General features: G+C 66.4%; 14 protein-coding genes. 7 read left to right on the plus strand and 7 right to left on the minus strand.

Annotation, left to right across the window (positions count from 1 at the left end; all coding sequences use genetic code 11):
- The first annotated feature begins 10 nt into the window (after window positions 1-10).
- Both DQG17_RS13270 and DQG17_RS13275 read left to right on the plus strand, forming a co-directional pair.
- A complete protein-coding gene (locus tag DQG17_RS13270; protein ID WP_116133331.1) occupies window positions 11-2,998 on the plus strand; it encodes a DNA translocase FtsK in 2,988 nt (995 codons plus the stop codon).
- A gap of 129 nt (window positions 2,999-3,127) precedes the next feature.
- On the plus strand, window positions 3,128-3,730 hold the full coding sequence (locus DQG17_RS13275) for an outer membrane lipoprotein carrier protein LolA (RefSeq protein ID WP_116133332.1): 603 nt from the start codon (window positions 3,128-3,130) through the stop codon (window positions 3,728-3,730).
- 39 nt (window positions 3,731-3,769) lie between these two features.
- Here DQG17_RS13275 and DQG17_RS13280 read toward each other — a convergent pair whose 3' ends face one another.
- On the minus strand, window positions 3,770-4,354 hold the full coding sequence (locus DQG17_RS13280) for a transglycosylase SLT domain-containing protein (protein ID WP_116133333.1): 585 nt from the start codon (window positions 4,352-4,354) through the stop codon (window positions 3,770-3,772).
- A 207-nt stretch (window positions 4,355-4,561) separates the two neighbouring features.
- Between DQG17_RS13280 and hspQ the strand changes: the two genes are divergently transcribed.
- Complete coding sequence (gene hspQ / locus DQG17_RS13285) at window positions 4,562-4,888, plus strand: heat shock protein HspQ (protein ID WP_116133605.1); 327 nt, start codon at window positions 4,562-4,564, stop codon at window positions 4,886-4,888.
- A gap of 275 nt (window positions 4,889-5,163) precedes the next feature.
- Here hspQ and DQG17_RS13290 read toward each other — a convergent pair whose 3' ends face one another.
- Complete coding sequence (locus DQG17_RS13290; RefSeq protein ID WP_116133334.1) at window positions 5,164-5,739, minus strand: ATP-binding protein; 576 nt, start codon at window positions 5,737-5,739, stop codon at window positions 5,164-5,166.
- Window positions 5,739-6,083: an STAS domain-containing protein gene (locus tag DQG17_RS13295; RefSeq protein WP_116133335.1), complete on the minus strand. Its 345-nt coding sequence runs from the start codon at window positions 6,081-6,083 to the stop codon at window positions 5,739-5,741. The genes DQG17_RS13290 and DQG17_RS13295 overlap by 1 nt, the downstream gene beginning before the upstream one ends.
- A 91-nt stretch (window positions 6,084-6,174) precedes the next feature.
- Between DQG17_RS13295 and DQG17_RS13300 the strand changes: the two genes are divergently transcribed.
- The 4 genes from DQG17_RS13300 to DQG17_RS13315 all read left to right on the plus strand — a co-directional run bounded on the left by DQG17_RS13300 (window position 6,175) and on the right by DQG17_RS13315 (window position 9,640).
- Complete coding sequence (locus DQG17_RS13300) at window positions 6,175-7,335, plus strand: acetyl-CoA C-acyltransferase (protein ID WP_116133336.1); 1,161 nt, start codon at window positions 6,175-6,177, stop codon at window positions 7,333-7,335.
- 45 nt (window positions 7,336-7,380) lie between these two features.
- The gene (locus tag DQG17_RS13305) at window positions 7,381-7,845 is read left to right on the plus strand and encodes a GAF domain-containing protein (RefSeq protein ID WP_116133337.1); all 465 of its coding nucleotides are present in this window, start codon (window positions 7,381-7,383) and stop codon (window positions 7,843-7,845) included.
- A complete protein-coding gene (locus DQG17_RS13310; protein WP_116133338.1) occupies window positions 7,846-8,493 on the plus strand; it encodes an RluA family pseudouridine synthase in 648 nt (215 codons plus the stop codon).
- A 139-nt stretch (window positions 8,494-8,632) separates the two neighbouring features.
- On the plus strand, window positions 8,633-9,640 hold the full coding sequence (locus DQG17_RS13315; RefSeq protein ID WP_116133606.1) for a fatty acid desaturase: 1,008 nt from the start codon (window positions 8,633-8,635) through the stop codon (window positions 9,638-9,640).
- Here the strand turns inward: DQG17_RS13315 and DQG17_RS13320 are convergent.
- From DQG17_RS13320 to DQG17_RS13335, 4 genes are all read right to left on the minus strand, one after another.
- Entirely contained in the window at window positions 9,606-10,067 is a 462-nt protein-coding gene (locus DQG17_RS13320; RefSeq protein ID WP_116133607.1) for an Lrp/AsnC family transcriptional regulator, read from the minus strand. The two genes, DQG17_RS13315 and DQG17_RS13320, sit on opposite strands and share 35 nt — an antisense overlap.
- A 222-nt stretch (window positions 10,068-10,289) precedes the next feature.
- Window positions 10,290-11,963 carry a peptidoglycan-binding domain-containing protein gene (locus tag DQG17_RS13325; RefSeq protein WP_116133339.1) on the minus strand — a complete coding sequence of 558 codons (1,674 nt, stop codon included), beginning with the start codon at window positions 11,961-11,963 and terminating at the stop codon, window positions 10,290-10,292.
- A gap of 67 nt (window positions 11,964-12,030) precedes the next feature.
- The gene (locus DQG17_RS13330; RefSeq protein WP_116133340.1) at window positions 12,031-13,254 is read right to left on the minus strand and encodes a phenylacetate--CoA ligase family protein; all 1,224 of its coding nucleotides are present in this window, start codon (window positions 13,252-13,254) and stop codon (window positions 12,031-12,033) included.
- A 104-nt stretch (window positions 13,255-13,358) separates the two neighbouring features.
- On the minus strand, window positions 13,359-14,189 hold the full coding sequence (locus tag DQG17_RS13335; RefSeq protein WP_116133341.1) for an ABC transporter ATP-binding protein: 831 nt from the start codon (window positions 14,187-14,189) through the stop codon (window positions 13,359-13,361).
- Window positions 14,190-14,217 lie beyond the last annotated feature (28 nt).

Genomic DNA, 14,217 nt, shown 5'->3' on the forward strand with positions numbered 1-14,217 from the left:
GAGGTTTTCGATGGCATCTTATCAGACACGACAACGCGACCCGCTTCTGGACAGCTCCACACAGGAGGCAATCGAGAAACGCGGGCGCGAGTTGCTGGGGATCGCCCTCGTGCTGCTTGCGGGCGCGATTGCGGCGATGCTGGCAAGCTATTCGCCGCAGGATCCCTCGTTCTTCGCCGCCTCGGACGGCCCGGTGCGGAACATGCTGGGATCGATCGGGGCCGCCATCGCAGCGCCGCTGTTCGTGGTCGTGGGCTTTGGCGCCTGGGTGCTTGCGCCGGCTGCGCTGGCCTGGGGCATCAGGCTTCTGTTCAACCTCGGCGCCGACCGCTTGCTGGCCCGGGTGATCTTTACCCCGATCGCCCTGGCGCTGGCGGCGGTCTATGCCTCGACCATCGTGCCCTCGGATGGCTGGGAGCACAGCTTTGGCCTTGGCGGGCTGTTCGGCGATACGGTTCTGGGGGCGATCCTGAACCTGTTGCCGATCTCGGCCAGTTCCGGCCTGCGGATGCTTGCCGTGCCGATCTGGGCGGGCGCCGTCGTGATGCTGTTGTTTGTCGCTGGCTTCAATCCGGGCGAGCTGCGGCGGATCCTGCGCTTTGTCAGCGTCGGCATGATCCTTGGCTACGATGCGCTGATGCGGCTGGCGGGGCGCGGCGTCGCCGGCACCTCGAACGCCGCGCGCGACATGGTCGAGCGCCGGGCACGCCATGCCGAGGCGCGGGGGACTGCCGCGGCCGATACCGTGGCCGGGCCTGTCGAGCGTCGGGCCGAACCGGTTGTCCGGCGCGCCGCGGCGGATGCGGACGACTTCGTCATCGAGGATGACGACGACGCGCTGTCTGACGACGATCGCGGCCGCGCCCCGGGCGGGCTTTTCAGTTCGGTCACCGCACTGATCCGGCGCGGCCCGGCCGAGTCCATCGAACTGCCCGATCAGGAAGCGGTCGAGGAGGAGGACGACCGCGAGGATCTGCCCGTCGATTTCCCCAGCGAAGACCACATCCGTTCGCGCATTGCCGATGCGATCCGTCTGCGCGGCCGCAAGGGGTCGGGCAATTCCGTCACGCCGCGCAGCGAGCCGACCCTCGGCCGGGTCGAACCGCCGGTGGTGCGCCGCCGCCGGCCCGATCCGCTGATCCTGAAGGTGCCGGGCGCCGTGCCGCCAGCACCGATGGCCGAGATTGACGACATGCCGGTGGCCCCTCTGCCGCCGATGCAGCGGGTCGCGACCCCGGCACCGAAGTCCGCGATCATTGTCGAGGACGACGCAGACGACTTCGACGACGATGACTTCGGCCAGAAGATCCCTGATCGCGACAGTGTGAGCGGCCCGCAGGTGACCCCGCGGATCCTTCCGCGCGCGATCCCGGTCGAAGAGGCCCGCGCGGTGGTCCAGCATCCGCCGCGGGGGCCGATCCCGACCTCGCGCAAGGCCCAGGCCGAGGCGCAGCCGCGGCTCAAACTCGAACCTGCCGAACCCGAAGCCTATGACGCGCCGCCGCTGTCGCTGTTGACCAACCCGAACATGATCGAACGCCATGTCCTGTCCGACGAGGCGCTCGAGGAAAATGCCCGGATGCTGGAAAACGTGCTCGACGATTATGGCGTCAAGGGCGAGATCGTCAGCGTTCGCCCCGGCCCCGTCGTCACCATGTACGAGCTTGAACCCGCCCCGGGCCTGAAGGCGAGCCGGGTGATCGGCCTTTCCGACGACATCGCGCGGTCGATGTCCGCCCTGTCGGCCCGGGTCTCGACCGTGCCGGGGCGTTCGGTGATCGGGATCGAACTGCCGAACGTGAACCGCGAAAAGGTGGTGCTGCGCGAAATCCTCTCGGCCCGCGCCTTCGGCGACACCTCGATGCCGCTGCCTCTGGCGCTGGGCAAGGACATTGGCGGTGCGCCGGTGGTGGCGAACCTCGCCAAGATGCCTCACCTGCTGATTGCGGGCACCACGGGCTCGGGCAAGTCGGTGGCGATCAACACCATGATCGTCTCGCTGCTCTATCGCCTGTCGCCGCAGGAATGCCGGATGATCATGATCGATCCCAAGATGCTGGAACTCAGCGTCTATGACGGCATCCCGCATCTGCTTTCGCCCGTCGTCACCGACCCCAAGAAGGCGGTCGTGGCGCTGAAATGGGTCGTCGGCGAGATGGAAGACCGCTATCGCAAGATGTCCAAGATGGGCGTGCGCAATATCGAGGGCTTCAACGGCCGGGTCCACGAGGCGCTGGCCAAGGGCGAGATGTTCTCGCGCACCGTCCAGACCGGCTTTGACGACGAGACCGGCGAACCGGTGTTCGAGACCGAAGAATTCGCGCCCGAGCTTTTGCCCTTCATCGTCGTCGTGGTTGACGAGATGGCCGACCTGATGATGGTCGCGGGCAAGGAGATCGAGGCCTGCATCCAGCGTCTGGCCCAGATGGCGCGGGCCTCGGGCATTCACCTGATCATGGCGACCCAGCGGCCGTCGGTCGATGTCATTACCGGCACGATCAAGGCGAACTTCCCGACCCGGATCTCGTTCCAGGTCACCTCGAAGATCGACAGCCGGACGATCCTCGGCGAAATGGGCGCTGAACAGCTGCTTGGCATGGGCGACATGCTCTACATGGCCGGCGGCGGCAAGCTGACCCGGGTGCATGGCCCCTTCGTTTCGGACGAAGAGGTCGAAGAGATCGTGAACCACCTCAAGGCCCTCGGGCCGCCGGAATACGTCGGCAGCGTGGTCGAGGGGCCGGACGAGGACCGCGAAGGCGACATCGACCTGGTTCTGGGGCTTGGCGGCAATACCGACGGCGAGGATGCGCTGTACGATCAGGCGGTGGCGATCGTGCTGAAGGACCGCAAATGTTCGACCTCCTACATCCAGCGCAAGCTGGCGATCGGCTACAACAAGGCCGCGCGTCTGGTGGAGCAGATGGAGGACGAGGGGCTCGTCAGCGCCTCGAACCACGTCGGCAAACGCGAGATCCTCGTGCCCGAGCAGGGTTGAGCCCTGCATTCGACAGGTGGCCGAAAAACAGGCGATTCCGGGCGCTGTCTGGCCGGAATCCGCCGCTCTCACGCGGCTTTGACCGGCGGGGGCTGGCGCGTTGTGGCGCGCGGCCTTAGTCAGGGTCGCATGATCCGCGCAATCCTGCTGTCCCTCGTGCTCGCCCTCTCAACCGCCCTTCCCGGGGCGGCACAAACGATATCGCTTGACGCGCTGTCGCGCTATCTGAACTCGTTTCAGACCGCCGACGGCAAATTCACCCAGATCAATTCCGACGGAACAATCTCGACCGGGCAGGTCTTTATCAAGCGGCCGGGCCGGGTGCGGTTTGAATACGACCCGCCGAACAAGACGCTGGTGATCGCAGGCGGTGGCACGGTCGCGATCTTCGACGGCAAGTCGCAGACCATGCCCGAGCAGTTCCCGCTCAGCCAGACACCGCTGAACCTGATCCTGCAGCAGAACGTGAATTTCTCGCGGGCGAAAATGGTGGTCGGACACAGCAGCGACGGCAACTCGACAACGGTGGTGGCGCAGGACCCCGATCACCCTGAATACGGCAATATCCGACTGGTGTTCACCGACGACCCGGTCGAGTTGCGGCAGTGGATCATCACCGACAGCGCGGGCGAGCGCACCACGGTGATCCTCGGTACGCTGGAAAAGGGCAGTGCGCTTGGCGACGGGATGTTCAGCATCCAGCACGAATCGAACCGGCGGAAGGGCCGCTAGCCCGGGCGCCCGCCGGTCTTTGACGTCGACAGTCGCGCCTCAGAGCTTGCCGCAGGACCGCAGCTGGCGGTCATAGATCACCGCCCGGTTGCCGACCTTTTGCGAGACAACGACCAGCCAGCCCTTGGCATTATAGCTGCCGCGGGCATAGCCGCTCCAGCCTTCGTGATAGGCCAGATACTGGCGGCGGGCATCGGACAGCGGCACGCCGGTGCGCCGCCTGGTCTCGGTCATGTACCAGCCCATGAAATCGGTGGCGTCCCGGATCCGGTCACGTTTTGCGCCGCGGTTGCCGGTCTGCTTGCGGTATTCGTCCCATGTCGAATCGAGGGCCTGGGAATAGCCGTAAGCCGAGCTTTGCCGGCCCATTGGAATCACGCCGAGCGACCATTGATAGGGGGTGCGGGCATCGCCGTCGAAGGCGCTTTCCTGATGGATGACTGCCATCTGAACCGGCACCGGCACGCCCCATTGCCGCTCGGCCTTGCGCATGGCGCGCAGATAGGACGGACGTTCGGCAACGATGCTGCACGCGTTGTCGAGGTTGCTCGGCGAGCTCTTGTCGCCGCCGCCGCAGCCGCCGAGCGCCGCAAGCATCGCGAGCGCGCAAAGGATTCGTCTCATTTGCCTGTCCGATCGTTCTTTGACTGCTCTTTTTTGTGCGATTCTAAAGGAATTCCATCGCGGTGGAAACGCTCAACATCGGTCAAGAGACGCAAATTCCCTGTGCATATGCAACGAAAGCAGGAGAATGTTGCCCCATAACTCTGCGCTGTGGAATGGACAGCGAAGCCCGGAAGGCTTAGTGAGGGACCGAAGGGAATGGGAAAGATGCTCAAGAGCCACGCGAAATTCCATCTCGGGCAAGTCGTCCGCCACCGGAAGCACCCGTTCCGGGGGGTCGTCTTTGACGTGGATGCGACATTCTCGAATTCCGAGGAGTGGTACGACGCCATCCCGGAAGAGAATAGACCGACCAAGGAGCAACCCTTCTATCACCTCCTGGCCGAGAATGCGCAAAGCTATTACGTGGCCTATGTCTCGGAGCAGAACCTGTTGGCGGACCATTCGGGCGAACCGATCGACCATCCCGACCTGTCGGATCTGTTCGGTGAGTTCGAGGACGGCGTTTATCCTCTGCACTTCCAGCTGAACTGAACTTTCTGCAGACGGTGGGCTCCCGCCGCTTTCCGGCGCCCGTGTCAGTCCGTTCGGGAGGCCTCGCGGCTGCCTTGACGGCCGGAACGGCGCTGCGCCGCCCGGAGCCCGACGCCGCCTTTGGGTGAGGTCGGATGGGGTGCGGCGCCGGGGGAGGCGAGAATGCCTCCAGCAGCCTGATCGCAGGCGCGATGGTCGCTACAACGGCGGAATGATGGCAATGGCGCGGGGAATCCCCGGGATTTTAGCCAGTTTCCCCGCTGAAACCGCCGGGATCAGAGCGCCGCGCCGCGCGGTATCCAGAAACCCAGTTCGTTGCCGTCGGCTGTGCGGACGTATTCCAGCTCGCAGGTCAGGTGGCGGATCAGGAACCAGCCGAAGCCGCCTTCGGGCAATGCGTCGAGCGCGACATCGAGATTCTGGGGCTGGCCCGGCGGAACCACAAGCCCTGGCATCGGGCCGCCGGTATCGACCACCCGGGCCGCGATCCGGTCAGGCAGCAGGTCGAGTTGCAGCGTCAGCCAGCCGTCGGGCGCCTGTGGCAGGGCATGTTCGACGACATTGTTCAGAACCTCGGCCAGAACGATCTCGACATTGCCCTGGTCTTCGACCCCGAGTCCGAACGCGTCGAGCGCCCGGATCACCCTGGCAAGGGCCGCGCGCACCTCTTCCGGCCGGTTTCCGAGCCGCTCGCGAAGGCTGGGCCCGCGGGGCCCGGGGGCAAAACCTGCAAGCTCCGGCTTGCGCCGCGCCGCCGCCTTGCGACGGCGACCGGGGGCTCGGGCCTCGCCCTGCGGTTCTTCTTCCCTCCCGACTGGCAACATGCCGTCGGAGGCCGGCGGAAAGCTCATCAGGCGGCGCTCGAACCCGGCTCCAGCGCCTGGTCCGCCGAATCGTGAATTGTGAAAACGGTGTCCATGCGGGTCAGCCGGAACACCTTGGCGACCTTCGGGGTCAGCCCGGCAAGTTCGAGCCTGCGTCCCGGGCCGAGATGCTTCATCGCCGTAACGACCGCCCCGAGCCCCGAGGAATCGAGAAAGTCGACCTGCGCCAGATCGAGGATCACCCGCGGCGGGCAATCTGCGCAAAGCTCGCGCATTCGGTCCTTGAACTGGATCACGCAGGCCGCATCGATCCGCGGCGTCAGAACGTTGATCCTGAGCGTGTCGTTGGATCGAAGGCTCTCAAACTCCATAATTCTGTCCTCGCATGACCACACCACGGGCAGGCTGGACGAAATACGTTACCATTCGGTATGCGAGGGCGGGACAGGGAGGATTTCGGTCATGAAGACAGTCGTGATTGCCGGCGCCGCGCGGACGCCGATGGGCGGGTTTCAGGGCGCCTTTGCCCCGCTTGCCGCCGCCGATCTGGGGGCCGTGGCGATCCGGGCCGCAATGAAGCAGGCCGGGGCAGGGCGGGTCGACGAGCTGTTGATGGGCTGCGTGCTGCCGGCAGGGCAGGGGCAGGCCCCCGCGCGTCAGGCGGGCTTTGGCGCGGGCCTCGGCGAACAGGTGCCGGCGACCACGCTGAACAAGATGTGCGGCTCGGGGATGAAGGCGGCGATGATCGGTTTCGATCAGATCGCGCTTGGTCAGGCCAGCACCGTTGTCGCGGGCGGCATGGAGAGCATGACCAACGCCCCCTATCTGCTGGCAAAGATGCGCGGCGGTGCCCGGATCGGCCATGGCGAGGTCAAGGATTCGATGTTCCTCGACGGGCTCGAGGACGCCTATGACCGCGGCCGGTTGATGGGCACCTTTGCCGAGGATTGTGCCGGGGAATTCCAGTTCACGCGGGCGGCGCAGGACGAATACGCGCTGGGATCGCTGTCGAACGCGCGCGCAGCTCAGCAATCGGGCGCCTTCGCGGCCGAGATCGCCCCGGTGAGCGTCCGCGGTCGAAAGGGGGCGGTCGAGGTGGCCGAGGATGAACAGCCGGGCCTCGCCCTTCCCGAGAAGATCCCGCTGCTGAAACCCGCCTTCCGCGACGGCGGCACCGTCACCGCCGCCAATTCCTCGTCGATCTCGGACGGCGCGGCGGCCTTGGTGCTGACAGCCGAAGGCGCGGGCCTGCCCATCCGCGCCCGGATCCTTGGACATGCAAGCCATGCGCAGGCGCCGGCGCGCTTTCCCACGGCGCCGATCCCGGCGGCGCGCAAGCTGCTGGCACAGATCGGCTGGGATCCGGAAGAGGTCGACCTTTGGGAGGTCAACGAGGCCTTCGCCGTCGTTCCCATGGCCTTCATGCGCGAGATCGGCGTGCCGCGCGAAAAGATCAACGTGAACGGGGGGGCCTGTGCGCTCGGCCATCCGATCGGCGCCTCTGGCGCGCGGATCGTGGTGACGTTGCTGAATGCACTGGAACGCCGCGGGCTGAAACGCGGCATCGCGGCGATCTGCATCGGCGGTGGCGAGGGCACGGCCATCGCGATCGAGCTGCCATGAGACGCCCGGTTCCTTGTTCCCACATCGCCGCCCGGATCGATGCCCATGACTAGACGCGCCGATTATGTCGAGTTGAAGCAGACAATCCTTGCCCTGACCGCGGGCGAGGACGACCCCGTTGCGCTGATGGCGACACTGGTCTGCGAGATCCACCATGCCGACGACCGCTTTGACTGGACCGGCTTCTATCGCGTCACCGCGCCGGGGCTGTTGAAGATCGGTCCCTATCAGGGTGGGCACGGCTGCCTGAGCATCACCTTCGACCGCGGCGTCTGTGGCGCCGCGGCCCGCACCGGCGAGGTCCAGATCGTCGACGATGTCGCGGACTTCCCCGGTCACATCGCCTGTTCCACGACCACCCGGTCCGAGATCGTGTTGCCGGTGCACGACGCGGGTGGCCATCTGATGGCCGTATTCGACATCGACAGCGACCGCAGGGCCGCCTTTGACAGTGACGATGCCGCGGGTCTTGCGGCGATCCTTGCCGCCGTCTTTGCCGGGGCGGACTAGGTGAGCGAACCCTACGATCCGCCGCAACTGCCGCTGGAAATCCTCTATCGCGACGACCACCTGCTGGCGGTCTGCAAGCCGGCAGGGTTGCTGTCGGTTCCCGGCAAGGCGGCGGAGCTGGCCGATTGCCTGCTTTCCCGGCTGTTGCAGGCAGACCCCGCGACTCTTCTGGTCCATCGGCTCGACCGCGATACCTCGGGGGTGATGATCTTTGCCCGCAGCCGCATGGCGCAGCGGCATCTCGGGCTGCAGTTCGAACGTCGGCATGCCTCGAAGGGCTATGTGGCGCGGGTCTGGGGCGAGCCCCTGGCCGACAGCGGCACAATCGACCTGCCATTGGCCGCAGACTGGCCGAACCGGCCGCGGCAGATGGTCGATCTGACGCGGGGACGGCGCGCGCTGACACGCTGGCGCCTGCTCGAGCGCGAGGGTGGTACAGCCCGGCTGGCCCTGATGCCCGAAACCGGGCGCAGTCACCAGCTTCGCGTCCACATGGCCGAGATCGGCCATCCGATCCTCGGTGATCCGATCTATGCCGAAGGCGCGGCAGGTCTGGCGGCCCGGTTGATGCTGCACGCCGAACGTCTCACGCTGCGCCATCCCGTTGGCGGTGCTGGCATCGAGTTTGTCGCCCGCTGCCCGTTCTGAGCCGGCGCCTGCCGGTTGCGGCCAAAGCCTGCCACTTTCCGGCCCAAGGATTGCCGCGGCCCCTAGCCGGAGTGGCCCGACCTGGTGCAATCTGATGCGGACGCCGCGGCGTCGGGCAGAAAAAAGCAGTGCAGGCACGATGACAACAAGTATCCGCGAGATTACCCGCACCTATTGCAACCGCAGCGACCGCATGGCGGCGATCAGCTTTTTCGGCACCTTCGCGGTCTATTTCACGACGCTGTGGCTCGCGCTGACCTATTCCCGGACCTGGTGGATCGTCGTGCCGCTGATCGTCGTCAACGGGTTGAGCGGTGTGCGGCTCTATGTGCTCCAGCACGATTGCGGCCATGCCTCGCTGTTCGGCAGCCGGGCCCGGAACGACCTTGCAGGCTATGCGCTATCGACCTTCACCCTCACCCCCTACCGGGCGATGCAGTTCAACCACAACCGGCACCATTCCCACATCGGCAATCTCGAGGCGCGCGAGGCCGGCGAGATCTTTACCATGACCCTTGCGGAATGGACCCGGGCGTCACCGTTGCAACGGCTGCGCTACCGGATCTATCGCAACCCGTTCTTCCTGATCCCGGTCGGCGGGATTTTCGTCTATGCGATCCGCTATCGCTGGCCGCGCAATGCCGCGCGTGTCGGCCGGGCAGGGGTGCTGCTGCAGGACCTGTTCGTGCTGCTCTGGGTCGGGATGATCTGGTGGGGGTTCGGGTCGGCCGGGCTCTGGGTCTATTTCGGCACCGTGATGACGGCCGGGATGACCGGGGTCTGGCTGGTCTATCTGCAGCACAATTTCGAAGATACCTATTGGGACCGCAAGCCCGACCTGAGCCCGGTTCAGGCGGCGCTTCAGGGTTCGTCCGCGCTCGATCTCGGCTGGCTGTTCGACCTTGCGACCGGCAACATCGCCTATCACGACATCCACCATTTCAACGCCCGGATCCCGTCCTACAACCTACGGCGCTGTCACCGGCAGATCCGCGACCGTTACGATCTGCGGGTGATCCGCTGGCCCGAGGCACTGGCCAGCTTCCGCCTCAAGCTTTGGGACGAGGACACCGGCCGGCTTGTGCCGTTCCCTCCGTCAAAGACCGCGACGCTCAGCCCGGGACCGGATAGCCGCGCCAGGGTTTGATCGACCGCAGCGAAAAGCTTGTCTGCATCCCCGAGACACCGGGCAGCCGGGCCAGACAATTGCGGTGGATGTTGTCGTAATCGGCCACGTCCTTGGCGGCGATCCGCAGCAGGTAATCCGCCGTTCCCGTCGTCAGAACGCATTCGAGGATCTCGTCATAGAGCTGCACCGCCTCCTCGAAGGCGGTCATCGCCTCGCGGCTCTGGGATGTCAGGGTGATGTCGACGAAGACCACAAGATCTAGCCCAAGCGCCTTGGGATTGACCCGTGCCGAATAGCCGTCGATCACGCCGGCACCTTCCAGCAGTTTGACGCGACGGTGACAGGCTGAGGTCGACAGGCCGATTCGCTCGGCCAGTTCGGCCACGGCGATGTGCGAGTCCTTCTGGAGTTCCCTCAGAATCTTTGCATCAAATCGGTCAAGCACGAAGTTCACCCATTTTACGTATAACAAGAATATCTACCGCGGATTCGACGAACCCGATAAATGATCTCAGCGATTCATGCCATGATCGCGGGCAGATGTCCAAAAGGTTAACGCCGAGTTTGCGAAAAAGCCGGACGCTGGTCTGAAATTACCCGACGTCGCCCGCCGGCTTGGCAAGACGGCGCTCAAAAAATCGGCTGGAACGGGCGCGGGCCGCCGTTCTCAGCGGCCGGGGCTGAACAGGCTGCCAAGGTCGGCCAGCATGGCGGTGACGGTGACCTGGTCAAGATATCCTGTGGCAGGGATCCCGCGGCTGGTCTGAAATTCCCGGATCGCACCTCGGGTCGCGGGATCGAAAGTTCCATCGACCGGCCCCGGGCTCTGGCCCAGTTGCACCAGCCGCTGTTCGACCATCAGCCGCGTCACCGGGGTCAGGCCCAGCGACGCTTCGGCATCGCGCGCGGCCTGCTGGCTTCCGTCGCGCTCGGCCATCATCGCGGCCAGCCGGCCCTTGGCCTCGGCGGCATGGGCGCCCTGGGGGTGGGCGGCCAGATAGGCCTCCAGCGCGCCTTCGGTCCCGTCCGATTGTGCCCGTTCCCAGTCGCGCTGGTCCAGCGCGTCGGCCTGCTGACGGGCGGCGGCGTCGATCCGCGCCAGCCGTTCGCGGGCGATCACCGCATAGGCGCCGTCGGGGAAGCGTTGCAGATAGGTCCTGAGCCCCGCCTCGTCATGGCCTTCGCCCAGTGCTGACCAGGCGTCGCGGTCCCGGCGCTGGCGTTCCAGCGCGGTGCGGCGCGCATCGGCCTCGGTCTCGGCCTGGATCCGATCGCTTTGCAGCGCCAGCCGGCCGATCTGTTCCTGGGTCAGGAAGCCGGTGTCGGGAAAGCCCGAGCGCACCTGAAACCGGGTGATTGCGGCGCGACTTGCCGGGCCAAGCACGCCGTCGGCGCCGCCGGGTTCGAACCCCAACAGTGCAAGCTGGCGCTGGATGTCGCGCACCTGATCCCGCGGCAGCGCCAGCGCCTCCTCGGCCAGCCGCGCCTCGCGGTTGGGCTCGCCCTGGATCCGTTCGATTCCCTGCTGGGCGGCATCGACGAATGCGCCGGCGGGAAACCGCGCGAGATAGCCCTGATAGGCATCGACGCTGTCCCGAGCGGCCGCTGCCTGCCAGATCGCACGCTCGACCTCGGCCGCATCGGGCGGGGCGGTGGGGCGCGTTACCCCGAACGGCACAAAGGCGACCCGGCTCGACAGAAATCCTTGCCCGCTCAGGCCGCGCCCGGCGGCGATGGCATCGGGCAGGCTCGTCCCCTCCGCCAGCAGCGGCCCGGCGACAAAGCGTGCGATCTCCTCGGGCGGGCCCTGCACCAGCGTCACGCCCTGCGGGATGGCGGCGGGATCGATCGCGACACCGCGCGACAGCCCGGTGCCGGGTTCGGCCCCGCCGGGATCGATCCCGATCGCCACCACAGACGCCCCTGGCACCCGGCCGGCGATCTGCAGCACGGTCTCGAGCGACAGGCCGACACCGGCGACGGTCGCCAGATCGGGCGAATCGCCCGCGCCGCTCTGCAACAACCAGGTCCGGCCGCCCGATTGCACGAAGTGCCCGGTCAGCTGGATCACCGCCCGCGGCTCGGACCCGAGACCGGAGAGAAAGGCCGAAAGCTGCGCCCGCATGGCGGCGGCATCTGCGCCCGGGTCCTGCAGCACGGAAAAACCGGCCGCGGTCAGCGCCTTTGCCGGCTCGGGGGCGGCGGCGGTGCTGAACAGCCCGCGCCGTTCGCCCGCCGGGGTGCCGATCAGCAGCGCCCGGTCGGCAAAACCTGCCGCCGGCAGCACCATCGTCAGTGCCAGACCGGCCAGCCCACCGCGAATTCCCGTCCTGCCGCGCATCGTTCCCCCGCTGCATCCATGTCGGACCCGACCCTAGGCCGCTCTGGCGGCTGAGGAAAGCACTGCCTCAATCGTATTTGCGCAGATCCTCGATCACGATGCCGTCACGCGGCAGCGCACCGGGCGCCACCACCTCGACCCTGGCGCGCAGTTTCAGCAGGTCGTGGACATCGTCCTCATAAGCCGTCCAGTCGCCGCCCTCGGCCTCGATCCGGACCAGCATCTGGTCCATCTCGTTCTCGCGGCTGACGATCACCCGGGCGCGGTGCACATGTTTGTGGCGCGCGACCAGGGCTGCCACCTGTTCGGGGCGCACGAACATGCCCTTGACCTTGGTGGTCTGGTCGGCCCGGCCCATCCAGCCCTTGATCCGCATGTTGGTGCGGCCACAGGGGCTTTGCCCCGGCAGAACTGCCGACATGTCGCCGGTGGCAAAGCGGATCAGCGGATAGTCGGGGTTCAGCGTCGTAACCACCACCTCGCCGACCTCGCCCGGATCGACCGGATCGCCGGTGCCCGGCGTCACGATCTCGACGATCACGCCATCGTCGACGATCATGCCGTCGCGGGCCTCCGATTCATAGGCGATCAGCCCCAGATCGGCCGTGGCATAGCATTGCAGGCAGGCGATGCCGCGGTCGTCATACTCCTGCCGCAACGACGGGAACAGCGCCCCGCCCGAGACCACGGCACGGGTTATCTTCAACCGCTCGCCGAGCTCCGCCGCGCGGTCGAGAATGATCTTCAGATAGTCGGGTGTCCCGGCATAGGCCGTGGTACCCAGATCGGCTGCGGCGCGCACCTGCAGGTCGGTCTGGCCGGTGCCGGCGGGCAGCACCGCGGCGCCCACCGCCCGCGCCCCGCTGTCGAACATCAGCCCCGCGGGCGTCAGGTGATAGCCAAAGCAGTTCTGGACGATGTCGCCGGCGCCGATCCCCGCGGCCTGCAGGAACCGCCCGATCCGCCACCAGTCCTCGCCGATCATGCCGGGTTCGTAAAGCGGCCCGGGCGACTGGAAGAGATACGAGAATTCATGCACGGCCCGGGTCGCGAAACCGCCAAGTGGATTGTCGGGCGTCTGCGCCGTGCCAAGCCCGGACTTGCGCAACACCGGCAGCGTCGCCAGCGCCGCGGCCTCTGTCACCGCATCGGGGTCGACGTCCGCCAGGCTGTCGGCATAGCCGGGCAGAGCCCGGGCGGCACGGATCTGCAGCGGCAGGCTCGTCGCCAGATCCTCGGCGCGTCCATCGGGGCTGCGCCATTCCAACCCGTCGTGTTTCTTCTTTCTCATTTCGGCCCCCAATTCTTCGGTCTCGTCGGGGCGGAGTCGCCGCCCCACAGCCGCACCTCACGGGTCCTGACGGCAAAAGGCAACCGGTGGCAGGGTCGCGGTCCTCAACTCAGCCAGCGCTTGCGCCGGCGATAGCTGCGGACCTCGCGGAACGACTTGCGCCCGTTGTCGCCGACCCCGAGATAGAATTCCTTCACATCCGGGTTCTCGCGCAGCGCCGCCGCCGGCCCGTCCATCACCACCCGGCCGGATTCGAGGATATAGCCATAATGGGCAAAGCGCAGCGCGATATTGGTGTTCTGCTCGGCCAGAAGAAAGCTGACGCCCTCGTTCTCGTTCACCGATTTCACGATCTGAAAGATCTGTTCCACAAGCTGCGGCGCCAGCCCCATCGAGGGTTCGTCCAGCAGGATCGTCTGCGGCCGGCTCATCAATGCCCGGCCGATCGCGCACATCTGCTGCTCGCCGCCCGAGGTATAGCCCGCCTGGCTTTTCCGCCGCTCCTTCAGCCGTGGGAAATAGTGATAGACCATCTCGAGGTCTGCGGCGACCGCACCCTTGCCGTCGCCGCGGGTATAGGCGCCGGTCAGCAGATTGTCCTCGACGCTCAGGTGCCCGAAGCAGTGCCGCCCCTCCATCACCTGGATCACGCCGCGCTTGACCAGAACCGCGGGGTCGAGGTGCTGCACCTCCTCGCCGAGATAGCGGATCGAGCCTTTGGTCACCTCGCCGCGTTCGGAATGCAGAAGGTTCGAGATCGCCTTCAGCGTCGTCGTCTTGCCGGCCCCGTTGCCGCCAAGAAGCGCCGTGATCCCGCCCCGCGGCACGTTCAGGGACACCCCCTTCAGCACCAGGATCACGTGGTTGTAGATCACCTCGATATTGTTGATCTCGAGCAGCGTCTCGCTTGGCTGCGTCTCGCCCGTGTCCAGCATCGGCCTCTTCTTCTTGGCAAAAATACCT

It is taken from the genome of Tropicimonas sp. IMCC34043, assembly GCF_003390845.1.
GTDB lineage: Bacteria > Pseudomonadota > Alphaproteobacteria > Rhodobacterales > Rhodobacteraceae > Tropicimonas.

Excerpts from the sequence above, each read along its gene's own strand:
- DQG17_RS13270 (WP_116133331.1), top strand. The coding sequence starts at position 11 with ATGGCATCTTATCAGACACGACAACGCGACCCGCTTCTGGACAGCTCC.
- DQG17_RS13275 (WP_116133332.1), top strand. The coding sequence starts at position 3,128 with ATGATCCGCGCAATCCTGCTGTCCCTCGTGCTCGCCCTCTCAACCGCC.
- DQG17_RS13280 (WP_116133333.1), bottom strand. The coding sequence starts at position 4,354 with ATGAGACGAATCCTTTGCGCGCTCGCGATGCTTGCGGCGCTCGGCGGC.
- hspQ (WP_116133605.1), top strand. The coding sequence starts at position 4,562 with ATGCTCAAGAGCCACGCGAAATTCCATCTCGGGCAAGTCGTCCGCCAC.
- DQG17_RS13290 (WP_116133334.1), bottom strand. The coding sequence starts at position 5,739 with ATGAGCTTTCCGCCGGCCTCCGACGGCATGTTGCCAGTCGGGAGGGAA.
- DQG17_RS13295 (WP_116133335.1), bottom strand. The coding sequence starts at position 6,083 with ATGGAGTTTGAGAGCCTTCGATCCAACGACACGCTCAGGATCAACGTT.
- DQG17_RS13300 (WP_116133336.1), top strand. The coding sequence starts at position 6,175 with ATGAAGACAGTCGTGATTGCCGGCGCCGCGCGGACGCCGATGGGCGGG.
- DQG17_RS13305 (WP_116133337.1), top strand. The coding sequence starts at position 7,381 with ATGACTAGACGCGCCGATTATGTCGAGTTGAAGCAGACAATCCTTGCC.
- DQG17_RS13315 (WP_116133606.1), top strand. The coding sequence starts at position 8,633 with ATGACAACAAGTATCCGCGAGATTACCCGCACCTATTGCAACCGCAGC.
- DQG17_RS13325 (WP_116133339.1), bottom strand. The coding sequence starts at position 11,963 with ATGCGCGGCAGGACGGGAATTCGCGGTGGGCTGGCCGGTCTGGCACTG.
- DQG17_RS13330 (WP_116133340.1), bottom strand. The coding sequence starts at position 13,254 with ATGAGAAAGAAGAAACACGACGGGTTGGAATGGCGCAGCCCCGATGGA.
- DQG17_RS13335 (WP_116133341.1), bottom strand. The coding sequence starts at position 14,189 with ATGCTGGACACGGGCGAGACGCAGCCAAGCGAGACGCTGCTCGAGATC.